We start from the raw sequence: 24278 nt of genomic DNA on the forward strand, positions 1-24278 counted from the left end.
TCGCGGTAATCGCCTCAGGCGGCGCGGCGGTCATCGTCCGGCTTGGGAGCGCGGTCGAGCGGTAGCGGTTCCTTGAAGGTGTTGGTGACGTAGGGGAAGGGGATTTCGATCCCAGCCTCGTCCAGCGCCCGCTTCACGGCCTTCACCACCTCGCTCTTGGTGATCCGCAAATCGCGCGGCTGGCTGTCCGCCCACCACTGGACCAGGAAGTCCACCGAGCTGGAGTTGAATTCCTGCGCCACGACCAGGATGGGGCGTTCCTTGTGGATTGCCTCGATCCCGTCCAGCGCGCCGCGGATGATCGCTTCGGCCTGATCCAGATCGCTGTCATAGGATATGCCGACGATGATCTCGCTGCGGCGGATGGTGGCGTCGGTCAGGATCTTGACCGGGTTCTTGAACAGCATCGAATTGGGCATGACCGTGAGCTCGTTGGAAAGCTGGCGCACATGGGTTTCGCGCAGCGTGATGCGTTCAACCCGGCCCTGGATCTTTTCGCATTCGATGACATCGCCGATGTTCATCTTGTCGCGCAGCATGATGAGGATCCCGGCAAGGAAATTCTCGAAAATGTCCTGAAAGGCAAAGCCGATCGCCAATGCGCCGACGCCGAGCCCGGCGAATGCACCGGCCGGGGTGAAGCTGGGGATCGCCACGGTGGCCGCGATCAGCAGGCCGATGATCCAGATCACCAGCCGCACCATCGTATCGAGCAGTTGCTTGAGGTCCGCGCGGATCTGCGTGCGCCCGGTGATCCGGTCGGCGATCTTCACCGCGAACCTGGCGGCGACGAAGGTCAGCAGCAGGATGACCAGCGAAATGGCCAGGGAGGGGAGCGACTGCATGAACCCCTTGCCCATGCTTTCGATCTGCTTTTGCAGGGTGGCGACGTAATCCAAAGGCTTGTTTCCGGTCAGCGGCGTTCATGAACAAACGGCCGGCCGGCGGCGGGGTTCCCCCACCTTCGCGCTTGCGCGGGGGCGCAGTTTGGCCGAAAGGCCCGAGACCATGACTGACAATGCCCTGATCGAAGCCGCTCGCGTATCCAAGGCCTGGCCTTTCCAGGAGGCGCAGAAGCTGCTCAAGCGTTACCCGCAGGGTAAGCCCGATGGCGCGCCGATGGTGTTCGAATCCGGCTACGGTCCTTCGGGCCTGCCTCATATCGGCACCTTTCAGGAGGTTCTGCGCACCACACTGGTGCGCCGCGCCTATGAAGCGCTGACCGGCGGCGCGCCGACCCGGCTGATCGCCTTTTCGGATGACATGGACGGGCTGCGCAAGGTGCCGGACAACGTGCCGAATGCCGATCTGCTCGCCGCCAATATCGGCAAGCCGCTCAGCCGCATTCCCGATCCTTTCGAAAAGTACGAGAGCTTCGCGCATCACAACAACGCGATGCTGCGCGAATTCCTCGACCGTTTCGGGTTCGATTACGAATTCGTGGCGGCGAGCGACCGCTACAATGCCGGTAGTTTTGATTCGGCGCTGGCCCGCGTGCTGGAATGCAATCAGGCTATCCTTGACGTCATGCTGCCGACCCTGCGCGAAGAGCGGCGGCGGACCTATTCGCCGATCCTGCCGATTTCGCCGACCACAGGAGTCGTGCTGCAGGTTCCGGTCGAAGTGATCGACGCCGCGAGTGGCATGGTCCGCTTTACCGATAGCGACGGGTCAGTGATCGAACAGTCGGTGTTCGGTGGCCAGGCCAAGCTGCAGTGGAAAGTCGATTGGGCGATGCGCTGGTATGCGCTCGGCGTCGATTACGAGATGTACGGCAAGGACCTGACCGATAGCGGCACCCAGTCGGGCAAGATCATCCAGATCCTCGGCGGCCGGCGTCCCGAAGGGCTGATCTACGAGCTGTTCCTCGATGAGAACGGCGAGAAGATTTCCAAGTCCAAGGGCAACGGCCTGACCATCGACCAGTGGCTGATTTACGGGACCGAGGAAAGCCTCGGCTTCTACCTGTTCCGCGAACCCAAGAGCGCCAAGCAGTTGCATATCGGCGTGATCCCCAAGGCGGTGGACGAATACTGGCAGTTCTATGGCAACCTGCCGTCGCAGCCGCTCGACAAGCAACTGGGCAACCCCGTCTGGCACCTGCTGCGGGCGAACGGCGACGGCGAGGCTGATGGCGAAGTGCCGCCGGTCACCTTTGCGCTGCTGCTCAACCTCGTCGGCGTGCTGGGCGCGCAGGCGACGCGCGATCAGGTCTGGTCCTATCTTGCCAACTATGTCGCCGATGCCGATCCGCAGGCGCACCCCGCGCTCGATGCCATGGTGACGGCGGCGCTGGCGACCAACCGGGACTACATCGCCCCGACGCTGAAGCGCCGATCGCCCGATGCTGACGAAGCGCGGGCGCTGGCGGTGCTCGACGAGGAACTCGCCGGGCTGGGCGAAGACGCGACGGCTGAAGAGCTGCAGAACATCGTCTACGAGATCGGCAAGGACCCGCACTTCAAGTTCGAATCGCTGCGTGACTGGTTCAAGGCGCTGTACGAGACCCTGCTGGGGTCGCCGCAAGGGCCGCGCATGGGCAGCTTCATCGCGCTTTATGGTATTGCCGAAACGCGCAAGCTGATCGCCGAGGCCCTGCATGAGACCGACGTCACGAACGCCTGAACAACTGGCCGAGGATCTGCTCGGCCGCATTTTCGACGAGCTTGACGCCGAGGAACAGCACGTCCTCAGGCGCATCGCCTCGCGCGAACTGGTGGGCCCCAGTTCGGACGAAGTGGCGGCGATCCACATGACCTATGGCGATCGGTTGGCTGACAAGGTGGCGGCGATCGGCGGGTCCTGGGCGTTTATCCTGAGCTTCCTGGGCGTGCTGATGGCATGGATCATCATCAACAGCCGCGTGCTCGAAGCGATGGGGCTGCATCCGTTCGATGCCTATCCGTTCATCTTCCTCAACCTGCTGTTGTCGATGCTGGCGGCGATCCAGGCCCCGGTGATTATGATGAGTCAGAACCGCCAGTCGGAAAAGGACCGCATCACCGCGCGGCACGATTACGAAGTGAACCTGCGTACCCAGCTTGAGATCATCCACCTCCACCGCCGGTTCGACCACCTCGTCGAATACCTCGCCACCCGCGCGGTGGTCGCCGACGGCGAGGAAACCTGACGATTTTCCCCGATGGGGGAAGGGAAAGCATCGCACATCAAGCGGGACCCCGGGGCAAGCCCGGGGAGACGACAGTCGGCTGATTTTGACCGTTCGCTGACAGGTGCCGTCATCCGCTCGTGCCCCTCCACCATGCTACGCATGGTCCCCCTCCACGGTTCGGGGAAGACCTTCAGCGCGACGCCGGAAGCACGGGTATGCGCGCGGTGCGATCGATCCAGCGGTCCAGTTTCTCCTCCAGCACCGGCAGTGGCAGGGCACCGGACCCCAGCACCTGCTCATGAAAGTCGCGAATGTCGAAGCGGGGGCCCAGCCGGGATTCGGCCTTGTCGCGCAGGCGCTGGATGGTCAGCGCGCCGATCTTGTAGGACAGCGCCTGCGCCGGCAGCGCAATATAGCGGTCCACCTCAGTCTCGGCGTCCTGGCGTCCCATGCCGGAATTGGCCAGCATGTAGGCCACCGCCTGATCGCGAGTCCAGTGCCGCACGTGCAGCCCGGTATCGACCACCAGCCGCATCGCGCGCAGCATCTCGTCGTCCAGCGTACCCCAATGCTGCAGCGGATCGGCATAGAGCCCCATGCGGTAGCCCAGCGTTTCGGCATAGAGCGCCCAGCCTTCGACGAAGGCGGTGCTCATTCCCTGACGCTGGAACGGGGCCAAGGAGGCATCCTCGGCGGCGAGGCTGAGTTGCAGGTGGTGGCCCGGCATCGCCTCGTGCAGGTATAGCGTGGTCATCCCGCTCAGGAAGCGATGCGGCAGGTCCGATGTGTTGTAGAAGAACACTCCGGGGAGACCATGCGCGGGATCGCCTTCGCTGTAGCTGCCGCCGGGCTCGTAAAGCGCGCGGAAGTCCGGGTAAGGCTGCACGATCAGCGGCGTGACCGGCAGGCGGTGGAACAGTGCCGGCAGTTGCCCGTCCACCCGCGCACCGATCGCGGCATAGCCTTGCGCCAGTTCGCCGGCCGACCGCGGGTGAAAGCGCGGGTCGGTGCGGACGGTCGCGAAGAAGGTGTCCAGCGGCTCGGCATAGCCTAGCTGGCGGCGGACGAGGTCCATCTGCGCTCGGATGCGGGCCACTTCGGACAGGCCCAACTGGTGGACCTGCTCGGGATCGAGGGCGAGGCCGGTTTCGTGCGCAACCAATTGGCGGTAAAGCGCATCGCCGCCCGGCATCGCCCACAGCCCCGGCTGTTCGCGCGCGGCGGGCAGGTAAGTCTCGGCCAGGAACCGCCGCAAGCGCGCGTAGGCGGGGCGGACCTGCCCCGTCACCGCCTGCTCGAAGGCGCGCCGCTGTTCGGCCCGCACCTCCGGCGCGGTGTCCGCTCCCTGCGCTTGCAGGGGGGCCAGAAAGGCACTGCCCGCCAGCGGCTGATTTTGCAGCATGTCGATCTGGCTGATCATCAGTTCGACGGTGCGCCTCGGTTCGACCACCCCGGCTGCCATGCCCTCGCGAAAGCGCAGGATCGCGTTGTCGATCGCTTCGGGGAACACCGCATACAGCGCCAGGATGTTGCGCAGTGCGGCGGCGTTCGCAGTACCGCTGGGCGCGCTGCCGCTGCTGGTACCGGCGAACAGCGCCGGGAAGGCGATGGGCAGCCCGCCAAAATGGTTGAACGGCCGCACCCGGGTCAACGCCCGGTTTTCAGGGCGCAGCATCGCGAGCTGGTCCTGCTTGATAACTGCGAAGGCGTCGTAGGCAAGCTGCAGGCTGGGCGGCAGGCTGTCGTGCGGGATCGCGTTTAACCGCGAAAGGCTGTCGCGCACCTCGGCCATATGCTCGCGATCAAGCTCGTCCGTGAAGATCAACCGCATCGTCCCGGCCTCGGGCAGTTCGCCGCGCAGGATCTGGCCGAGCGGATCGAGACCGGCTTCCGCCTGCGCGTCCTCGTCGAACAGTGTCCGCAGCGCCGTCACCGCGTCGGGTGCCGGCGTCGCGTGAGGAGCCGGTGTGGCCCTTTCCTGCGCCGCCGCCGACACGTAGGTGAGCGCGAGGGTCGCAGCGAGCAGGGCGGTTCGAAAAAGGTCAAGCATGCGCCGCCCTTGTGTCGGCAGCGGGACAGCCGCGCAAGGGACGGGCGGGCAATGATCCGCTGATACAATCGATGACCGGACCGGCGTTGCACCGTTGCGGCGGTTCGTGCAGAACTGCGCACTATGAACACCACCGCATCGGCGCGGTATACGCGCACCGCCATCGTCCTGCACTGGCTGATCGCCGTGCTGATCCTTGCCAACTTCGCGCTGGCCTGGGGTTCGGAAGACCTCTCCAAGGCTGCGCACGCGGCGGCAATGGGCTATCACAAGTCGATCGGGCTCAGCATTCTGGCGCTGTCCCTTGTCCGCCTGTTCTGGCGCATCGGGCACAAGGCCCCGCCCTATCTGCCCAGCGTCAGCCCGCTGGAAGCGCGGGCGGCCACCGTTACCACCTGGGGTTTTTACGCCCTGATGATCGCCATTCCGCTGTCCGGCTGGGCGATGGTATCGGGCGGGCAGAAGCCGCTGGAGTATTTCGGACTGTTCCCGGTGGCCAAGCTGCCAGTGACCAAGGCGTTGGCCGAGGCCGGGCACGAAAGCCACGAAGTGCTCGCCTTCCTGTTCCTCGCGCTGCTGGCGCTGCATCTGGCCGGGGCGTTGAAGCACCGGCTGATCGACAAGGACGGTACGCTGCAACGCATGATGTGAACGCGAAAACCCCCGACCGCTGCGACACGGCCGGGGGCTCCTGATCCGGGGCTGCGCCCCCGGAAATGACTGCGATGCTTTTTACCAGAAGATATCGTAGATCACGTCCACCACTTCTCCGGTGTAGGTGTCGACCAGCAGGGCATCGTCGTAGTACCGCACCCAGCGATACGGGCCGTAGGCCGGCGGCAGGCGATAGCTCCATGGATCATTGATCCAGTACCGATCGCTGTAGAACATCGCCCCTAGGCTGAAGCCGATGCTCAGCCGGCGGTACGACCAGTTGTTGTAGGGCGAATAGTAACGGCCCATGCGATAGTGCGAGCGGTTGCGATCGCGGTAGCTGCGCCAGTCGTAGCGATTGTCGCGCCGCCAGTTGTCGCGGTCCCAGTTCCTGCGATCGTTGTTGCCCCAACGGTTGTCGCGATCGCGCCAGCCGTCGTTGGAGTGCCAGCGGTTATCGTTGCCCCGCCAGCGCGTCTGGCTGCGGTTGTCGTTGTCGCGCCAGCGATCCCGATCGCGGTCGCGATCATTGCGGCCATCGCGATCCCGGTCGCGCCAGCGGTTATCATTGTCGCGCCAGCGGTTGTCGTTATCGCGCTGGTTGTCGCGATCGCGGGCGTTGTTGTCGCCGCGATTGTCGTTGCTCCACCGGCCCGGCGTTCCGGTCGGAGCCGCGCCACTGTTGCCGCGCCAGTTGCCATCACCCCGGCCGCGATCGGGACGATTCGCGCCCTGATCGGTTGCCTGAGCGTCGCGCCAGTCGCGCTGGGTGCGCGCCTGAGCCTGAGCCTGAGCCTGAGCGCGGGCTTGCGCCTGAACCGAGCGTTCGGCCTGCGCGTTCTGTACGGCCTCGCGACGGGTCTGGGCCCAGTTGCCGCCGTTGTCGCCGTTGCCCGGTGCCCGGCCGCGCCATGCGCCGGCGTTGCCCTGGCTTTCGCTGCGGCGGCTTGCGCCGTCGCCCTGGCTCTGGCCGCGCCAGCCACCGCCGCGCTCGCCGCCGTTGCCCTGCGCCTGCGCCTGGCCGCGCCAGCCGCGCTCGTCCGCCGAAGCGACCGAGGGGAGAACCAGTCCTGCGGTAACCAGCGCCATGGCCGTCCATGCGGCCGCTGTTCTCGATATATGCCGTTTCACGTCGTGGTGCCTTTGCGCTCTCCCGTCCCTCTCCGGAGCGGGAACTGTTGTCAGGCTGGGAGCGCCCGGCGACTGCGCTTGTTCCGACCTTATGCCAGACATCTACGCGCGGCGCGCTGTCCGCTACGTGAACCGCTGCATGTCCTGTTGTTCAGATTGTTGAGTTAAAAAATGAACAGGCCGCCGGTCCCGAAAGACCGGCGGCCCGCATTTCTGCTATTCCGGCCGAAGGATCAGCGCGTCAGCTTCTTGTAAGCCAGACGGGTCGGCCGGTCGGCGGCATCGCCGAGGCGGCGGCGCTTGTCTTCTTCATAGGCTTCGAAGTTACCTTCGAACCATTCGACATGGCTGTTGCCTTCGAACGCGAGAATGTGAGTCGCGAGCCGATCGAGGAAGAAGCGGTCGTGGCTGATGACCACGGCGCAGCCCGCGAAGTTCTCGATCGCCTCTTCCAGCGCGCCGAGCGTTTCCACGTCGAGGTCGTTGGTCGGCTCGTCGAGCAGCAGGACGTTGCCGCCCAGCTTCAGCATCTTGGCCATGTGCACGCGGTTGCGTTCACCGCCCGACAGCTTGCCGACGTTCTTCTGCTGATCCGCACCCTTGAAGTTGAACGCGCCGACATAGGCGCGGGTCGACATGTCGTGCCCGTTGACCTTCATGTAATCGAGCCCGTCGGAGATTTCTTCCCAGACGTTGTTCTTGGCGTCGAGGTGATCGCGGCTCTGGTCGACGAAGCCCAGATGCACGGTCGAGCCGATATCGATCTCGCCCGAATCGGGCGTTTCCTTGCCGGTCAGCAGCTTGAACAGCGTGGACTTGCCCGCACCGTTCGGGCCGATGACGCCGACGATGCCGCCCGGCGGCAAGATGAACGACAGGTCTTCGAACAGCAGCTTGTCACCATAGGCCTTGGAGATGTTCTTCACCTCGATGACCTTGCCGCCCAGGCGTTCGGGCACCTGGATGACGATCTGCGCCTTGCCAGGCTTGCGGCCGGCCTGGGCCTCCTGCAACTGCTCGAACTTGCGGATACGCGCCTTGGACTTGGTCTGGCGGGCGGCCGGCGTCTGCCGGATCCACTCCAGCTCTTCCTTGAGCGCTTTCTGGCGGCCGGATTCCTCGCGGTCCTCCTGCTCCATGCGCTTGGCCTTTTTCTCCAGATACGTGGAGTAGTTGCCTTCATAGGGGAAATACTTGCCGCGATCGAGTTCGAGGATCCAGTCCACCACGTGATCGAGGAAGTAACGGTCGTGGGTGATCATCAGCACCGCGCCGGCATATTCCTTGAGGTGGTTTTCCAGCCATTCGACAGATTCGGCGTCGAGGTGGTTGGTCGGTTCGTCCAGCAGCAGGATCGACGGCTTCTGGATCAGCAGCCGGGTCAGCGCGACGCGGCGCTTTTCACCGCCAGAAAGCTTGTCCACAGGCCAGTCGCCCGGCGGGCAGCGCAGCGCTTCCATGGCGATTTCGAGCTGGTTGTCGAGCGTCCAGCCATCGACCGCGTCGATCTTGTCCTGAAGCTCGCTCATCTCGGCACCGAGCGCGTCGAAATCGGCGTCTTCCTCGGCCATTTCCATGCCGATCTGGTTGAACCGCTCCACCATGTCGGCGGTGGCGCGCGCCCCGTCCTTGACGTTTTCCAGCACCGTCTTGGACGGATCGAGTTCCGGTTCCTGTTCGAGGTAGCCGACAGTGATGTTCTCACCCGGCCAGGCTTCGCCGGTGAAATCGGTATCGATGCCGGCCATGATCTTGATCAGGGTGGATTTACCCGCACCGTTCGGGCCGACGATGCCGATCTTCGCGCCCTGATAGAACTGCAGGCTGATATCGGACAGCACCGGCTTCTGGGCACCGGGGAAGGTTTTGGTCATGCCCTTCATGACGAAGGCGTATTGGGCGGCCATCGGATTCCTCTGGGATCGAGCGTATGGAAGATTGCCGGCCGCTCTACAGGCGGCGGGCAGGGGCCGCAAGCGTGGCAGTGCCGGCATCCTCCCTCATGCCGTCGCGACAGGACTGCGCCCGATCTTTTTGCAAGTGCGAAGGCGGCGATGATCTGCGACAAGGGCCGCCATGCCCCGTTCCGCGATTCTGTCCATTGCGCCGAAGCTAGGTTTCTTCGCGCTGTTTGCCGTCATCCTGGTCCTTGCGCTCGAACCGCACCCGCCAGCCGTCGGCGCGCGCTGGGACAAGCTCAACCACATGGCCGCTTTCTTCGTGCTCACCGCCGCAGCGCGGGTCCTGTGGCCGCGCCGCAGCGCTTTGGCGCTAGTGCTGGTGATGATCGGTGTCGGGGGTGCGATCGAGCTTTTGCAGCTTTGGTTGCCGTTTGGCCGCGATGCCGAGTGGATGGACTGGGTGGCCGACAGCTTCGCCACGCTGGTCGGTCTCGCCGTCGGCTCCGCCGCGTTGCTGCTGCTGCCGCCTTCGCCGGAATACGACGCGGAGGATGCCGCCTGAACCGGCCGCCGGTTCAGAGCCCGGCGATCTTCCCGGCAACCGCGACGAGCCGCTGAGCCTGTTCCAGATGCAGCAACTCGGTCATCTTGCCATCGACCCGGATCGCTCCGCGTCCCTGATTTTCCGGCAGCGCGAAGGCGGCTATCACGCTGTGCGCCCAGGCAAGATCGCTTTGGGAAGGGCTGAACACCGCGTTGCACGGCTCGATCTGCGCCGGGTGGATCAGGCTCTTGCCGTCGAAACCGAACATCAGCCCCTGCCGCGCTTCAGCGCTGAAGGCCTCGATATCGCGAAATTCGTTGCAGACACCGTCGAGGATGGCGATGCCACCGGTTCGGGCCGCCGCTACCGCCATCGTCAGGAACGGCAGGAACGGGGTGCGGCAGGGGGTAAGCTGCGCCCGCATCTCCTTGGCGAGATCGTTCGTCCCCATGATCCACAGCGAGAGCCGTCCGCCGGCGGCGCAGTTCGCAATGGCCGGCAGATTGGCCACGCTCGCGCAGGTCTCGATCATCGTCCACAGTTGCATGCCGGGATGCGCACTTGCCAGCGCGGCGTCATAGCGGGCGATATCGGCAGCGTCGTTCACCTTGGGCACCAGCACCGCATCGACCCCGCTGGCAGCAATCGCTGCCAGATCCTCGGCACCCCACGGCGTATCGATGCCGTTGGCCCGGATCGCCACCTCGCGCCCGCCGAACCCGCCTTCGGCCACGGCGGCGATGGCGGCGGCACGGGCCTCGTCCTTCATTTCGGGGGCGACAGCATCCTCCAGGTCGAGAATCACCACGTCGCACGGCAGCGTGCGCGCCTTCGCGATCGCCTTGGCGTTCGACGCGGGAAGATAGAGCGCGGAACGGCGCGGGCGATCGGATGCTTTGGTCATGCTGGAATGTCCCTGTATTCGCGGTGCAGTCCCTGGCGTGATGGCATGCGGGCGGTCAAGCCCTGATCGGTCGCCCCCTCGGACGGCGTTCAGACGCAAGGGCGACGTTTGCCCGCACAAAAGCCTCATGTCGTTTGGTGACGTGTGCCTGTTCTTTGGGGCGTTGTTTGCCTTTGCCACCCTCGTACTGAAGGTGGTTGAGGTGGCCCGCCACAAGTAGGCATCGGGCGGGGGGCGCGTTGCCGCGCGTCCCCCAAACGATTGACCCCCCGCCATTGCCGTGGCGAGGGGTCATCCAAAGGCAAAGCCCATGTCGTTTGGTTAGACGTAGATACAATGGATCGGATCGTATTTCAACCCGGCGGCCAAGTGACTCATCCGTATCGAACAAGCTGGGGAGGCGTAAATTCAACTCACCATGAACATAGTGCTTTTGACGGATTTAAATCGATTGCAGGTATGCTATAAGCGAATCACGTCGCGGCAAAGCCGAACCCTCCCGGCCGCAGGGTGTCCCCGCACAGGTGCCCTGCACGTGACGAGCCCGCAAGGGTCGCAAAGTCCGCCTCGCGTCGGTCCTCCACCACAGTCATGTCGGTGCGAGGCGGCACTTTCCCCCATCCACAGCCTGCAAACGGACACTTGAACAGGTGCCGTCCCCGCGGGTAAGAGCGCCGCTTTCCCGTGCGCTGCGGGATGGCTGTTCGCCGCATCCGCAGCGTGCCCTCGTCGAACTGGAGTTGCTGTCATGCGTGCCGAAGGGCAGGCCCATGTGGATCGCATCGAGAAAGCCCTGGCACTGGTGCGCAAGTTCCTTGACTGGGACCGCGCGCTGCGCCGGTTCGATGAACTCAACGCGCGAGTCGAGGACCCGACCTTGTGGGACAAGCCCAAGGAAGCCGAAGCGGTGATGAAGGAGCGCCGCCGGCTGGAAGCGGCGATCGAGGCCGTCAACCAGATCAGCCGCGAGATGACCGACGCTGTCGAATTCGTCGAGCTGGGCGAGATGGAGGATGATGACGACACCATTCGCGAAGGCCTGGATTCGCTCGCCGCGCTGGCCGAGCGCGCCGACAAGGACAAGGTCACCGCGCTGCTCTCGGGCGAGGCGGACGGTAATGATACCTACCTAGAAGTCCACGCCGGGGCGGGCGGCACCGAAAGCCAGGACTGGGCCGAAATGCTCCAGCGGATGTACACCCGCTGGGCCGAGCGCCGGGGCTACAAGGTGGAACTGGTCGATTATCATGCCGGCGAAGCTGCGGGCATCAAGAGCGCGACGTTGCTGATCAAGGGCGAGAACGCCTATGGCTATGCCAAGACCGAAAGCGGCGTCCACCGCCTGGTCCGGATCAGCCCTTATGACAGCTCGGCGCGCCGCCACACCAGCTTTTCCAGCGTCTGGGTCTATCCTGTGATCGATGACAACATCGAGATCGAGATCAACCCGGCCGACCTGAAGATCGATACCTATCGCGCCTCGGGCGCCGGTGGCCAGCACGTCAACACCACCGATTCGGCGGTGCGCATCACGCACCAGCCGAGCGGCATCGTCGTCGCCAGCCAGATCGACCGGTCGCAGCACAAGAACCGCGAAATCGCGATGGGCATGCTGAAAGCGCGCATGTTCGAAGAGGAAATGCGCCGCCGCGAGGAAGCCGCCAGTGCAGAACATGCGAGCAAGAGCGACATCGGCTGGGGCCATCAGATCCGCTCCTACGTGCTGCAGCCCTATCAGCAGGTGAAAGACCTGCGCACCGGCGTCGTTTCCACCTCGCCGGGCGATGTGCTCGATGGCGAACTCGACCCGTTCATGGCCGCCGCCCTGTCGCAGCGCGTCTCGGGCGAGAAGGTCGAAGTTGAGGACATCGACTAGGAACGGTTTACGGCCTAGAGAAGCGCATGCTCTTTTTCGGACGCCCGACCGGCACGATTGCCTGCGGGGCGATGGCACTGGCCATCGTCGCGCTGGGGCTGTCCGGGTGCAAGGAAAGCCGGAAGGACGACAAGCGGGCCGAGGCGGTGCGCGCCTTTCCGATCGCCGATCGCCCGGTTTCGAAATCGGCCGATAATACCTTCGCCACCGAAGTCCAGCGCGACAGCATGAACGAAGCGCGCACCGTCATGGACCTGGCGCGGATCGAGCCGGGCATGACCGTGGCCGATATCGGTGCGGGCGAGGGATATTACACAGTCCGGCTGGCCCAGCGGGTAGGGGCCAAGGGCCGGGTGCTGGCGGAGGACATCGACAGCGCGGCGATCAATCGCCTCGGCCTGCGCATCGAGCGCGAGCAGTTGCAGAACGTGTCGATCAAGTCCGGCCTGCCCGAAGACCCGCGCCTGCCCGAAGGCAGCTTCGATCGCATTTTCCTGGTCCACATGTACCACGAGGTGACCGAGCCTTATGCGTTCCTGTGGAATCTCAGGCCGGCCGTCAAGGCGAAGGGCCGCGTCATCGTCGTCGATGTCGATCGCCCCACCGATCGCCACGGGATACCGCCCGCCTTGCTTTTCTGCGAATTCGCGGCAGTAGGCTTTCGTTTGACGGAATTTGTCCGTAAGCCGGAATTACAAGGGTACTATGCCCAGTTCGAAGCGAGCGGCCCGCGGCCGACGCCGGGGGAAATCAAGTCCTGCCGTCTCGCAGCCACTCCGGCTGCGGCTGCACGGTGATTGCAGGGTTATTTGAAAGTCGAAAGTTAAGATGGGTTTCAAGGGTCTCAAGCCGATTGTTTATGGCGGGCGCGAAGTCTGGCCGCTGGTGGAAGGGGGCAAGGGCGTTTCAGCCACAAACCACATGAGTTCGGGCGCATGGGCGGCTGCCGGCGGCATCGGCACGGTCAGCGCGGTCAATGCCGACAGCTATGACGCCAGCGGCAAGATCGTGCCGCAAGTCTACAACGAGCTGACCCGCCGCGAACGCCACGAACAATTGATCCGCTATGCAATCGATGGCGCTGTCGAACAGGTGCGCCGCGCGCACGAGATTTCGGGCGGACAGGGCGCGATCAATATCAACGTGCTGTGGGAAATGGGCGGCGCGCAAGCGGTGCTCGAAGGGACGCTGGAACAGACCAAGGGGCTGGTCACCGGTGTCACTTGCGGGGCCGGCATGCCCTACAAGCTGTCCGAGATCGCCGCGCGCTATAACGTCCAGTACCTGCCGATCGTCAGCTCCGGCCGCGCGTTCCGGGCGTTGTGGAAGCGGGCCTATCACAAGGTCCCGGAACTGCTCGGCGCGGTCGTCTATGAAGATCCCTGGCTGGCGGGCGGTCATAACGGCCTGTCGAACGCGGAAGACCCGCTCAAGCCCGAAGACCCCTATCCGCGCGTGCAGGCGCTGCGCGATGTGATGCGCAAGGAAGGCATCGCCGATAGCGTGCCGATCGTCATGGCCGGCGGCGTCTGGTACCTGCGCGACTGGAACGACTGGATCGACAGTCCCGAGCTGGGCTCGATCGCGTTCCAGTACGGCACCCGTCCGCTGCTCACGCACGAAAGCCCGATCCCGCAAGGGTGGAAGGATGCGCTGCGCGACCTCGATCCCGGCGATGTGCTGCTGCACCGGTTCTCGCCCACAGGCTTCTATTCCTCGGCGGTGCGCAATCCGTTCCTGCGCAGCCTTGAGGCGCGTTCCGAACGCCAGATCCCGTATTCCAAGGTCGAGGCCGGCGAACATACCGCCCGCCTTGATGTCGGCGTCAAGGGCAAGAACTTCTGGGTCACGCCCAAGGACCTCGAACGCGCGCGGGGCTGGGTCGCGCAGGGTTATACCGATGGCCTGCGCACGCCGGACGATACCATCGTCTTCGTCGGCGCGACTGAGCGGGACGAAATCCGCAAGGACCAGGCGGACTGCATGGGCTGCCTGTCGCACTGCGGTTTCTCGTCGTGGAAGGACCATGACGATTACACCACCGGCCGCCTTGCCGATCCGCGCAGCTTCTGCATCCAGAAGACGTTGCAGGACATCGCCCACGGCGGCCCGATCGACGAGAACCTGATGTTCGCCGGTCATGCCGCTTACAAGTTCAAGCAGGACCCTTTCTATTCCAACGGCTTCACGCCGACGGTGAAGGAACTGGTCGACCGCATCCTGACGGGCGACTGATCTGCCGGGTTAACCGGCCGGCGCTTCCTCTGCAGCGTCGGCCGCCTCGGGCTGTTTGCTCGCGGGCAGGATCGCCAGCAGCGCGGCAAGGATGAACGCGGGCAGCGCCAACAGCCAGTCGACATACGACAGCACCCGCTCGACCATAGATCTGGGCGTGTCGCCCGCCAGCGCCAGCAGGTCCAGGCCGAGCGCCCGCAGCGCCAGTGCCAGCAACAGCAGCCCAAGCGCGGGTGGCAATCCGCAATCGCGCAACCGGCGGGTCACCAGCGCCGGGGCGGGGATTAGCATCAGCCAGGACAGCCCCGCCAGCACCGGTTGTGCGGTGGCAGCCGGGACCAGCAGCCGGACCGGTACGGCCAGCAGCAGCAGCGGCACTTGCGACAGGATCAGGTAGGACAGAAATTCCGCCCGGCCGGCGCGGCCGGTGAAATCGAAAGTCCGGCGCAGCGCTTGTGCGGAAAGCCTGAGGCTGTCCATGCGCGTCAATCGCCAAGGCCGTGGCTGGCCCGGTCCAGCCCATCGCGTTCGGCATCTTCCGAAACTCGCATCGGGAACAGGGTGGAGACCATCACCGCCAGGATGACGGTGGCGATGATCGCCCAGACGCTGACCACCAGCATGGCGACCACTTGCGCCGTCATTTGCGCGATCATCCCCATGCCTTCGTCGTAACCGACGCCGCCGAGGCTCGGGCTGGTGAACACGCCGAGCAGCAGCGCGCCGAGCAGGCCACCGATGCCGAAGGTGGCGAAAACGCTGAGGCGATCGTCGATGCCTAGCCGGTCCTGGAACAGGCGGGTCGCCGCGCGGCAGGCGGCGGCACCGACGATGCCGAACAGGATCGCCGCGCCGGGCGAGACATAGCCTGACGCCGGCGTCGCGATCGCCAGTCCGGCTATGGCCCCGCCGGCAAATCCCGCGGCCGTGGGCTTGCCATGGCGCCAGTTGTCGAGCGCCAGTCCGGTCAACGCGCCGGCGGCGGCAGCGGCGTGCGCGGCGATGATGGCGGCGGCGGCATCGTCATTGGCAGCCAGCGCCGCGCCGCCGACCAGCCCGAGCCAGCCCAGCCACACCAGGCCCGCTCCGGCGAGCGCGCCGAATGCGGGGGGCGCAGCATCGCTGGTTGCGAACTTGCCGCGTCCCAGCATGATCGCCACCACCAGCGCGGAAACCCCGGCCGTCGTCTCGACGACGATGCCGCCACCCCAGTCGAGCGTGCCCACGCCTTGCGACAGCCAGCCGCCGCCCCAGATCCAGTGCGCGACCGGGGCATAGACGACGAGCGACCACAGCGTGCAGAACGCCAGCACCCAGCCGAAGCGTGCGCGCCCGGCCCAGGCCCCGGTCATCAGCACCGCCGCCAGCGCCGCCAGCGCGATCTGGTACAAGGCAAAGGCGCTCTCGGGCGCGCCGGTGTTCTGGCGGACATTGCCCAGCTCGATCAGCATCCAGGCATTGCCGCTGCCCAGCCAGCCGTTCGTCACCGTGCCGAACGCCACGGTATAGCCGACGATGATCCAGACCAGCGATACCGCCATCGTCACCGCGGCGGCCTGAAGCATCACCGAGACGGCATTGCCGGCCCGCACGCGTGCGCCATGATAGAGGCCAAGGCCCGGCACTGCCGCGAGCAGCACCAGCAGCGCCGCGATCAGCAGCCAGCCGGTGTCGCCGCTATCGGCCACGTCGAGCGCGCCGTCCTGCGCCAGCGCGGCCTGGGGAAGCAGCGCGAGGACCGCCAGCGCGGCGCGGCGCAGCCGTGATGCGCTGGGGGGGCGATGCGGCGAAACGGGCCGTGGTGAACTGGTCATTGCATCATCCCCCGAAAGGCGGGCAGCCTGGCCACGCCTGTCGCGCCGGAGTAAAGCAGGAAATCCCGCGCAGACAAGCCGATGGTGGCGTCCACGATGTCTTGACTGGGGAAAGCCGATCCGCTCGCCGCGATCACGGCAGGGCGGGCAACACCATGTCAGGCGGGCGATGGCCATCGGCCCAGAAGCGGATGTTGGCGATGATGCGATCACCCGCCGCCTCGCGCCCTTCGACGGTAGCGCTGCCGAGATGGGGAATGGCCACAAGGTTCGGGGTGGCCAGCAGGCGCGGGTTGACGTCCGGCTCGGTGGCGAAGACATCCAGCCCCGCGGCGGCGATCCGCCCTTCGGTCAGCGCGGCGATGAGGGCATCCTCGTCGATCAACTGGCCGCGTGCGGTGTTCACGATGCAGGCGTTCGGCTTCATCAGGCCGAGCCGGCGCGCGTCGATCAGGTGGTGGGTTTGCGGCGATGCCGGGCAATGGAGCGTCACGAAGTCCGATTCGGCCAGCAGCCGGTCCAGATCGGGCTCGTAGTGCGCCGCCAGCATGTTCTCGATCGCGGCGGGAAAGCGGTGGCGGTTGTGATAGCGAACCGCCATGCCGAAGGCGCGGGCGCGATGCGCCACGGCTTGCCCTATCCGCCCCATGCCGACGATGCCCAGTCGCTTGCCGCCGAGCGACTGGCCGAGCAGTTCGGCCGGTCCCCACCCGCCCCACGATCCTTCGCGCAGCACGCGTTCGCCCTCGGCGAAGCGGCGGGCGGTGAGGATGATGAGGGCCAGCGTCAGGTCAGCGGTATCGTCCGTGAAGACGCCGGGGGTGTTAGTGACCATGATCCGCCGGGCATGAGCGGCGGCAAGATCGATATGTTCGGTGCCCATGCCGAAGCTGGCGATCAGGCGCAGGTCCGGCCCGGCCTGTTCGATCAGTTGCGAATCGATGTGGTCCGTCACGCAGGGAACGAATACCTCGCACTCGCGCATCGCCGCTGCCAGTGCATCGCGGGTCATCGGCACGTCCACCTCGCGCAGTCGCACGTCGAACAGCTCGCGCATGCGCGCTTCGGTCAGCGGCAGCAGCCTGCGGGTGACGATGACGCGCGGTCTGCCTTCGAAACGCTTTTCTTCATAGTTCGCCATGCCTGCCGGGCTAGGCGCTTCGTGGCGCTGTGGTCAAGATTGCACGGCGTCTGCGGTGCGGTTGCCCTCTTGAACAGGGACCGGCGACGGCGGTAGAACGGGCCATGATGAAACGCCCCCTGCTTTCGGCCATCGCCCTGGCTTCGCTGGTGATTTGCGCTCCGGCGCGCGCGGACGAGGATGACAAGGTGCCGTACTGGGCCACCATCGATACCGATCTTGCCAACCTGCGCGTCGGCCCGGGCGATAGCTACCGGATCGACTGGGTTTACCGCCGGCTGCATTTGCCGGTGAAAGTGGTGCGCCGCGAAGGGCCGTGGCGGCTGATAGAGGACCCTGACGGCACGCAGGGGTGGATGCGCGACCTGCTGCTGTCGCGCCAGCGCGGCGGCATCGTCAAGGGCAAGGAGCTGGTGGCGATGCGGGTCAAGCCCGACGATTCGGCACCGATCGCCTGGCGGATCGAGCCGGGGGTGGTCGGCGTGATGCCCGAAGACTGCAAGCAGAGCTGGTGCCTGTTCGATGTGAACGGCCACAAGGGCTTCGTCCATGAAACCCAGCTCTGGGGTACCGGAGCTCCGTAACGCGAAAAGGGCGGGTGTGACCCCGCCCCTCGGTGCCGCTTAGCGCCGCGAGATCAGGCCAGTTCCACCGCGATGGCCGTGGCCTCGCCGCCGCCGATGCACAGCGAGGCGATGCCGCGCTTCAGGCCGCGTTCCTTCAGTGCATTGATGAGGGTGACGACGATCCGGGTGCCCGATGCACCGATCGGGTGGCCCAGCGCGGTGGCGCCGCCGTTGACGTTGATCTTGTCATGCGGGATGCCGAGATCGTGCATCGCGAACATCGCCACGCAGGCGAACGCCTCGTTGATCTCGAACAGATCGACCTCCCCCAGCGACCACCCGGTCTGCTTCAGCAGCTTGTTGATCGCGCCGACCGGAGCGGTGGTGAATTGCGCCGGTTCCTGCGCATGCGCGGCAACGCCGACCACGGTGGCGACCGGCGAGAGGCCCTTGGCGGCCGCGACGCTGGCGCGGGTCATGACCACGGCGGCGGCACCGTCCGAGATCGAGCTGGAGGTGGCGGCGGTGATGGTGCCGTCCTTGGCGAAGGCGGGGCGCAGTTCGGGGATCTTGTCCGGCTTGCCCTTGCCCGGCTGCTCGTCGGTATCGACCAGCACTTCGCCCTTGCGGCTCTTGACCGCCACCGGCACCACTTCGCCGGCGAACGCGCCCGAGGCGATGGCATCCTGCGCGCGGCGCAGCGATTCGATCGAATAGGCGTCCTGCGCTTCGCGGGTGAGCTGGTATTCGTCAGCGGTCACTTGCGCGAACGAACCCATCGACCCGCCAGAATAGGCGTCCTCCAGCCCGTCGAGGAACATGTGGTCATAAGCGGTATCGTGGCCGATGCGGGCGCCGCTGCGGTGCTTCTTGAGGAGGTACGGCGCGTTGGTCATCGATTCCATGCCGCCCGCCACGATCAGGTCGAGCGTCCCGGCGGCAAGCGCCTCCGCGCCCATGATCACCGTCTGCATGCCCGACCCGCAGACCTTGTTGACCGTGGTCGCTTCGACCGACTTGGGCAGGCCCGCCTTGATCGCGACCTGACGCGCCGGTGCCTGGCCCAGCCCGGCGGGGAGCACGCAGCCCATGTAGATGCGTTCGATATCCTCGCCCGCCACGCCCGCGCGCTCGACAGCGGCCTTGACGGCAGTGGCCCCCAGTTCCGGGGCCGAGACGTCGGACAGCGCCCCCTGCATTCCGCCCATTGGCGTGCGGGCATAAGACAGGATGACGATCGGATCGGATGCGGAAATCTGGGGCACTGGCTTCCCTCTCTTCTGAGCCGAAAATGACGGGGTGGAGGGGGAGATAGTGCTGCGCTGCCGCAAAGGCAATGTGGCTAATAGTCGCATGCCATGCGGGGCATGGCGGGGGCGCGGATTGCCGTCGGTCGCCGAGCTCGCCATGCCGAGTGGGTGCGGCTCATCAACATTGTTGCAGTGCGGTGTAATTCGCCCCAATATTGCGCGGGGACGGCTTGCGATAGCGGGGCGGCTGGCCTAAGAGCGCCGCCAACGCCTGTGGGCCGTAACTGCGCCTGCGAGTCCGCCAGCCGTTTCGGTATGAGGCAAGAAACCATTGACTGACCTGTCGCAATACCTGCCGATCCTGATCTTCCTGGTCATCGCGGTGGCGCTATCGTCCATCATCGTGCTGCTGCCGATGGGCGTTTCCCTGCTGACCGGCACGCACCGCCCGAATGCGGAAAAGAACAGCGAATACGAATGCGGTTTCCCCGCGTTCGAGGACCCGCGCAGCCAGTTCGACGTGCGCTTCTACCTCGTCGCCATCCTGTTCATCGTGTTCGACCTTGAAGCCGCGTTCCTGTTTCCCTGGGCGGTCAGCCTGAAGATGACCGGCTGGGCCGGTTGGCTGACGATGATGGTGTTCCTCGGAGAACTCGCCATCGGCCTTGCCTATGCCTGGAAAAAGGGAGCTCTGGACTGGGAATGAGCACTCTCGTGAACTCCGCCGGACAGCCGCTGGCCGCCGCCCATCCGGGTACCGCTCATGGCGCGGTGACCGCGCCGGATCAGGGCTTTTTCAACGACCTCAACCAGGAAGTGTCTGACAAGGGCTTCCTCGTCACCAGCACCGAGGAGCTGTTCCAGTGGGCCCGTACCGGCTCGCTGTGGTGGATGACCTTCGGGCTCGCCTGCTGCGCGGTCGAGATGATCCACGTCAACATGCCGCGCTACGACATGGAACGCTTCGGTGCCGCCCCGCGCGCTTCGCCGCGCCAGTCGGACGTGATGATCGTGGCCGGCACGCTGTGCAACAAGATGGCCCCGGCGCTGCGCAAGGTCTACGACCAGATGTCGGAACCCAAGTACGTCATCTCGATGGGAAGCTGCGCCAACGGTGGCGGCTATTATCACTACAGTTATTCGGTGGTGCGCGGGTGTGACCGGATCGTGCCGGTGGATATCTACGTGCCCGGCTGCCCGCCCACTGCAGAGGCGCTGCTCTATGGCGTGATGCAGTTGCAGCGGAAAATCCGCCGCGTCGGCACGGTGGAGAGGTAAGGCCAGATGCCCGTTCTGCATTCCGCTCCCAAATTCGCCTCCAACGATGGTGTGCTCGAAACGCTGTCCGCCGCGCTCGGCGCGATGCTGCTGTCCGGCGTCGAACAGCATGGCGAGCTGGTCCTGACCGTTGCGCGTGATCGGATCGAGGACGCGCTGCGCCTGCTGCGCGATGACCACGAATACCAGCAGCTCATGGAAATCGCGGGGGTGGACTATCCCTCGCGGCCCGAGCGTTTCGAAGTCGTCTACATGCTGCTGTCGGTGACGAAGAACCACCGGCTGCTGGTGAAAGTGACGGCTGCGGAGAATACCCCGGTGCCCACCGTCACCACGCTGTGGCCGAACGCCGGCTGGCTGGAACGCGAAGTGTTCGACATGTACGGCGTGATCTTCGCCGGCAACCCGGACCTGCGCCGCATCCTGACCGACTATGGTTTCGAAGGGCACCCGTTCCGCAAGGACTTCCCGCTCACCGGCTATGTCGAACTGCGCTATTCCGAAGAGGACAAGCGGGTGGTCTATGAGCCGGTGAAGCTGGCCCAGGACCTGCGCCAGTTCGATTTCATGAGCCCGTGGGAAGGTGCAGACTACGTGCTGCCCGGCGATGAAAAGGCTGCCGAAGCTGCGCCCCCGCCGCCCGTGGCAACGCCCAAGACGACCGACGCCAAGGCCGACACCGGTGCCGGCGACAAGGCGAATGACAAGGCCGCCGAAACGGTTGCCGCGCCCGCTCCGGACAAGGCGACGGGCGGCAAGGATGCCGGCGCACCCAAGGACACCGACAGCCGTCCCGCCAAGGAGGACGACAAGTGAGCATGCAGCTCGAACAGTCGCCGACCACCGGCGACGAGGTCATCACCAACTACACGATCAACTTCGGGCCCCAGCACCCTGCGGCGCACGGCGTGCTGCGCATGGTGATGGAGCTTGACGGCGAGATCATCGAACGGATTGATCCGCACGTCGGCCTGCTTCATCGCGGCACCGAAAAGCTGATCGAGCACAAGACCTATCTGCAGGCGCTGCCCTATTTCGACCGGCTGGACTATTGCTCGCCGCTGGGCATGGAGCATTCCTATGTGCTCGCCATCGAGAAGCTGCTGAACCTTGAGGTGCCGCTGCGCGCCCAGTACCTGCGGGTGCTGTTTGCCGAGCTGACCCGCATCTGCAACCACATGCTCAACATGGGGTCGCACGTGATGGACGTCGGCGCGATGACGCCGAACCTGTGGCTGTTCGAAGTGCGCGAGGATTGCCTCAACTTCTTCGAACGCGCATCGGGCGCGCGCATGCACTCGGCGTGGTTCCGGCCGGGCGGCGTCCATCAGGACGTGCCGCTCAAGCTGCTGACCGACATCGCCGACTGGCTCGACACCCGCCTGCCGCGCCTGTTCGAGGATGCGATGAGCCTGGTGGTCGACAACCGCATCTTCAAGCAGCGCAATGTCGATATCGCCATCGTCTCCAAGGAAGATGCGCTGGCCTGGGGCTTCTCCGGCCCGATGATCCGCGCCGCCGGCATCCCGTGGGATTTGCGCAAGAGCCAGCCTTACGACGTCTATGACCGCATGGACTTCGAGATCCCGGTCGGCACCAATTCGGATTGCTATGACCGGTTCATGGTCCGCGTCGAGGAAGTGCGCCAGTCCGCCCGGATCATGAAGCAGTGCCTGGCGGAAATGCCCGAAGGCCCGGTGGCATCGGATGATCGCAAGGTGGTGCCGCCCAAGCGCGGCGAGATGAAGCAGTCGATGGAATCGCTGATCCATCACTTCAAGCTCTACACCGAAGGCTTCCACGTGCCGGAAGGCGAAGTCTACGTCGCCACCGAAAGCCCCAAGGGCGAATTCGGCGTCTACCTGGTGAGCGACGGCTCCAACAAGCCGTATCGCTGCAAGATCCGTCCAACCGCGTTCAGCCACCTTCAGGCGATGGACTTCATGAGCAAGGGCCACATGCTGCCCGACGCGACCGCCATCCTTGGTGCCATCGACGTGGTGTTCGGGGAGTGTGACCGGTAATGGGCGTGCGGACTGCATGGCTTGTGTGTGCGCCCGGCTTGGTTTGGTGGGCTAACGCCAATGCACAGACCGATTTGCAAACGCAGGTCCGGTTGCTTGTAGGTCGGGTTGAGGATGCTGTGAACAAACACGACGCTTTAGCACTTCGAGCACTAGGGGGTGATTTTCTGCGTGAAGGAAATCCGGTTTCCGCTGAAGAAATGATCTCCGAACTACGTTCATGCACCCTGTCGAAACGTGCTGATCACTCTGACCATGGATTTGAGTGGCTCGGATATGAGTGTCCAGGTCGTAAGAGACCAAATGTTTGCGAAAATGGTGAACTCGATCTGTTGGTCGATACCTCCTTTGGCCAAAGAATCCACTTGTTCGAAGGTCGGAAGAATGTTCCAGAGTGCGAAGTTTCGCCTCCACCCAAAATCAAAGTGGTGCAATAAGTGTCAAGAAACCTAACCACCGCCAAGGCGATGATCGCGGCCTACAACGCGCAGGACGTGGACACCTACGTCTCGTACATGACCGACGATGCCTGTGAGGCGAACTATCGCGGGGCGGTGGTGCGCGAGGGCAAGGAAGGCACGCGTTCGGGGCTTGCCGCCGCTTTCGCCAAGTGGCCGCAGAATCATGCCGAGATCAAGGACGCGCAGGCCATCGGCTCCTACGTTCTGATGCGGGAATATGTGACGCGCGGGGCGGCGACCGACGGGTCGGAGCTGGTCGAGCCGTTCGAGGTGGTGGCGGTCTATTCCTTCGAGGGCGACAAGTGCTCGCGGGTCGAATTCATTCGGTAATCCGGGACAAACGCAGCTTTTGCGGGGTGTGGGTATGACGAAGTTCAACGCGATGGAGATGGTCCGCATCTGGGCCGCGCTGACCGGGCTGTTCCTGGTCGCGTTCTATTTCGGCCAGATGTGGGTGCAGGGCGCGCCCTCCGCCACCGTGGCAATGCTGGCGACCGCCATCGCCGGTTTCGAGATTTTCTTTTTCGGCCAGGACCAGTGGCTGAAGCGCAGGAAGAAGCATGGCTGATCGCTTTATCGAACCCGATACGCCCGAATTGCGGGCGCGTTGGGGCACCTTTGCCTGGACCGAGGCCAACGCCGCCAAGGCGAAGGACATCGTCGCGCGCTATCCGGCCGGGCGTCAGCGCTCGGCGGTGATGCCGCTGCTCGATCTGGCCCAGCGCCAGGTGGGTGCGGAAGAAAACACGCAAGGCTGGCTGCCGATCCCGGTGATGGAATACATCGCCACTTATCTAGATATGCCGGTGATCCGCGTGGTCGAGGTGGCGACGTTCTACACGATGTACAACATCGCACCGATCGGCCGCTTTCACGTGCAGGTCTGCGGCACCACGCCGTGCATGCTGCGCGGGTCCGATGCGATCATCGATGCCTGCAAGGCGCGCGGCATGAAGAAGGGCCACACCACGGCGGACGGGATCTGGTCGTTCACCGAGGTGGAGTGCATGGGCAACTGCTCGTCCGCGCCGATGGTCCAGATCAACGACGACAATTACGAAGACCTGACGCCCGAGCGGCTGAACGCCGTGCTCGACGCGCTGGCCCGTGGCGAAACGCCCAAGGCCGGCACGCAGGAGCCGGGCCGCCACACGGTGGAGCCTTCGGGCGGGCCGACCTCGCTGGTCGCGATGGTCACCGAAAACCACGATTATCGGGGTGAATGGTGATGGTCGAAACGAAAAAGTTATTGTGGTCCGAGCGAGACGCGGGGCAAAAGTTTTCGCTCGCGATGATCGGCCTATGTTTGACTGGTGTGGTGGGCCTCAGTTTCTACG

Annotated in this window: 24 protein-coding genes; 15 read left to right on the plus strand and 9 right to left on the minus strand. The window is 64.9% G+C overall.

The window, feature by feature from the left end; genetic code table 11:
• Positions 1 to 14: 14 nt before the first annotated feature.
• Entirely contained in the window at positions 15 to 899 is an 885-nt protein-coding gene (locus tag IE122_RS04350) for a mechanosensitive ion channel family protein (protein WP_189619889.1), read from the minus strand.
• Positions 900 to 1008: 109 nt separating this feature from the next.
• Here IE122_RS04350 and IE122_RS04355 point away from each other — a divergent pair, with 109 nt between their 5' ends.
• Together IE122_RS04355 and IE122_RS04360 are read left to right on the plus strand one after the other, a co-directional pair.
• The gene (locus IE122_RS04355; protein WP_189619890.1) at positions 1009 to 2625 is read left to right on the plus strand and encodes a lysine--tRNA ligase; all 1617 of its coding nucleotides are present in this window, start codon (positions 1009 to 1011) and stop codon (positions 2623 to 2625) included.
• Positions 2600 to 3130 (plus strand): DUF1003 domain-containing protein, encoded by a 531-nt coding sequence (locus tag IE122_RS04360; protein WP_189619891.1) that lies wholly within the window; start codon positions 2600 to 2602, stop codon positions 3128 to 3130. The genes IE122_RS04355 and IE122_RS04360 overlap by 26 nt, the downstream gene beginning before the upstream one ends.
• 172 nt (positions 3131 to 3302) lie before the next feature.
• On the opposite strand, the gene IE122_RS04365 is transcribed toward IE122_RS04360, so the two are convergent.
• Complete coding sequence (locus IE122_RS04365; RefSeq protein WP_189619892.1) at positions 3303 to 5162, minus strand: DUF885 domain-containing protein; 1860 nt, start codon at positions 5160 to 5162, stop codon at positions 3303 to 3305.
• Positions 5163 to 5285: 123 nt separating this feature from the next.
• Between IE122_RS04365 and IE122_RS04370 the strand changes: the two genes are divergently transcribed.
• Entirely contained in the window at positions 5286 to 5813 is a 528-nt protein-coding gene (locus IE122_RS04370) for a cytochrome b (RefSeq protein ID WP_189619893.1), read from the plus strand.
• Positions 5814 to 5894: 81 nt separating this feature from the next.
• Here the strand turns inward: IE122_RS04370 and IE122_RS04375 are convergent, their stop codons facing one another.
• Positions 5895 to 6905 (minus strand): RcnB family protein, encoded by a 1011-nt coding sequence (locus tag IE122_RS04375; RefSeq protein ID WP_189619894.1) that lies wholly within the window; start codon positions 6903 to 6905, stop codon positions 5895 to 5897.
• A 275-nt stretch (positions 6906 to 7180) separates the two neighbouring features.
• Complete coding sequence (gene ettA / locus IE122_RS04380; RefSeq protein WP_189619895.1) at positions 7181 to 8854, minus strand: energy-dependent translational throttle protein EttA; 1674 nt, start codon at positions 8852 to 8854, stop codon at positions 7181 to 7183.
• Between the two features lie 169 nt (positions 8855 to 9023).
• Between ettA and IE122_RS04385 the strand changes: the two genes are divergently transcribed.
• Entirely contained in the window at positions 9024 to 9410 is a 387-nt protein-coding gene (locus tag IE122_RS04385; protein WP_189619896.1) for a VanZ family protein, read from the plus strand.
• 13 nt (positions 9411 to 9423) lie between these two features.
• On the opposite strand, the gene IE122_RS04390 is transcribed toward IE122_RS04385, so the two are convergent.
• A complete protein-coding gene (locus tag IE122_RS04390) occupies positions 9424 to 10296 on the minus strand; it encodes an HpcH/HpaI aldolase/citrate lyase family protein (protein WP_189619897.1) in 873 nt (290 codons plus the stop codon).
• A 748-nt stretch (positions 10297 to 11044) separates the two neighbouring features.
• Here IE122_RS04390 and prfB point away from each other — a divergent pair.
• From prfB to IE122_RS04405, 3 genes are read left to right on the plus strand one after another with little or no spacing between them, the layout of a single operon-like run.
• On the plus strand, positions 11045 to 12172 hold the full coding sequence (gene prfB, locus IE122_RS04395; RefSeq protein ID WP_189619898.1) for a peptide chain release factor 2: 1128 nt from the start codon (positions 11045 to 11047) through the stop codon (positions 12170 to 12172).
• A gap of 26 nt (positions 12173 to 12198) precedes the next feature.
• Positions 12199 to 12969 (plus strand): class I SAM-dependent methyltransferase, encoded by a 771-nt coding sequence (locus tag IE122_RS04400; RefSeq protein WP_229813746.1) that lies wholly within the window; start codon positions 12199 to 12201, stop codon positions 12967 to 12969.
• 31 nt (positions 12970 to 13000) lie between these two features.
• Entirely contained in the window at positions 13001 to 14407 is a 1407-nt protein-coding gene (locus IE122_RS04405) for an NAD(P)H-dependent flavin oxidoreductase (protein ID WP_189619899.1), read from the plus strand.
• 9 nt (positions 14408 to 14416) lie between these two features.
• Here the strand turns inward: IE122_RS04405 and IE122_RS04410 are convergent, their stop codons facing one another.
• The 3 genes from IE122_RS04410 to IE122_RS04420 all read right to left on the minus strand — a co-directional run bounded on the left by IE122_RS04410 (position 14417) and on the right by IE122_RS04420 (position 17362).
• Entirely contained in the window at positions 14417 to 14887 is a 471-nt protein-coding gene (locus tag IE122_RS04410) for a DUF805 domain-containing protein (protein ID WP_189619900.1), read from the minus strand.
• 5 nt (positions 14888 to 14892) lie between these two features.
• Entirely contained in the window at positions 14893 to 16221 is a 1329-nt protein-coding gene (locus IE122_RS04415) for an ammonium transporter (RefSeq protein WP_189619901.1), read from the minus strand.
• A gap of 133 nt (positions 16222 to 16354) precedes the next feature.
• A complete protein-coding gene (locus tag IE122_RS04420) occupies positions 16355 to 17362 on the minus strand; it encodes a 2-hydroxyacid dehydrogenase (RefSeq protein WP_189619902.1) in 1008 nt (335 codons plus the stop codon).
• A 104-nt stretch (positions 17363 to 17466) separates the two neighbouring features.
• On the opposite strand from IE122_RS04420, the gene IE122_RS04425 reads away from it, so the two are divergent.
• Positions 17467 to 17946 carry an SH3 domain-containing protein gene (locus IE122_RS04425; protein WP_189619903.1) on the plus strand — a complete coding sequence of 160 codons (480 nt, stop codon included), beginning with the start codon at positions 17467 to 17469 and terminating at the stop codon, positions 17944 to 17946.
• Positions 17947 to 17999: 53 nt separating this feature from the next.
• On the opposite strand, the gene IE122_RS04430 is transcribed toward IE122_RS04425, so the two are convergent.
• Complete coding sequence (locus IE122_RS04430; protein ID WP_189619904.1) at positions 18000 to 19193, minus strand: thiolase family protein; 1194 nt, start codon at positions 19191 to 19193, stop codon at positions 18000 to 18002.
• A gap of 316 nt (positions 19194 to 19509) precedes the next feature.
• Between IE122_RS04430 and IE122_RS04435 the strand changes: the two genes are divergently transcribed.
• The 7 genes from IE122_RS04435 (at position 19510) to IE122_RS04465 (ending at position 24170) form a co-directional block, all read left to right on the plus strand.
• Complete coding sequence (locus IE122_RS04435; RefSeq protein ID WP_189619905.1) at positions 19510 to 19884, plus strand: NADH-quinone oxidoreductase subunit A; 375 nt, start codon at positions 19510 to 19512, stop codon at positions 19882 to 19884.
• Positions 19881 to 20456, plus strand: coding sequence for a NuoB/complex I 20 kDa subunit family protein (locus IE122_RS04440; RefSeq protein WP_229813748.1), 576 nt, complete (start codon positions 19881 to 19883; stop codon positions 20454 to 20456). The genes IE122_RS04435 and IE122_RS04440 overlap by 4 nt, the downstream gene beginning before the upstream one ends.
• Positions 20457 to 20462: 6 nt before the next feature.
• The gene (locus IE122_RS04445) at positions 20463 to 21272 is read left to right on the plus strand and encodes an NADH-quinone oxidoreductase subunit C (protein WP_189619906.1); all 810 of its coding nucleotides are present in this window, start codon (positions 20463 to 20465) and stop codon (positions 21270 to 21272) included.
• 2 nt (positions 21273 to 21274) lie between these two features.
• Positions 21275 to 22480, plus strand: coding sequence for an NADH-quinone oxidoreductase subunit D (locus tag IE122_RS04450; protein WP_189620225.1), 1206 nt, complete (start codon positions 21275 to 21277; stop codon positions 22478 to 22480).
• 467 nt (positions 22481 to 22947) lie between these two features.
• Complete coding sequence (locus tag IE122_RS04455) at positions 22948 to 23271, plus strand: nuclear transport factor 2 family protein (RefSeq protein ID WP_189620226.1); 324 nt, start codon at positions 22948 to 22950, stop codon at positions 23269 to 23271.
• 34 nt (positions 23272 to 23305) lie between these two features.
• Positions 23306 to 23509: a hypothetical protein gene (locus tag IE122_RS04460; protein WP_189619907.1), complete on the plus strand. Its 204-nt coding sequence runs from the start codon at positions 23306 to 23308 to the stop codon at positions 23507 to 23509.
• Positions 23502 to 24170 (plus strand): complex I 24 kDa subunit family protein, encoded by a 669-nt coding sequence (locus tag IE122_RS04465; protein WP_189619908.1) that lies wholly within the window; start codon positions 23502 to 23504, stop codon positions 24168 to 24170. Before IE122_RS04460 ends, IE122_RS04465 begins: the two co-directional genes overlap by 8 nt.
• The last annotated feature ends 108 nt before the right edge of the window (positions 24171 to 24278 follow it).

Origin of the sequence: Novosphingobium colocasiae (assembly GCF_014652555.1) — a bacterium.
GTDB lineage: Bacteria > Pseudomonadota > Alphaproteobacteria > Sphingomonadales > Sphingomonadaceae > Novosphingobium > Novosphingobium colocasiae.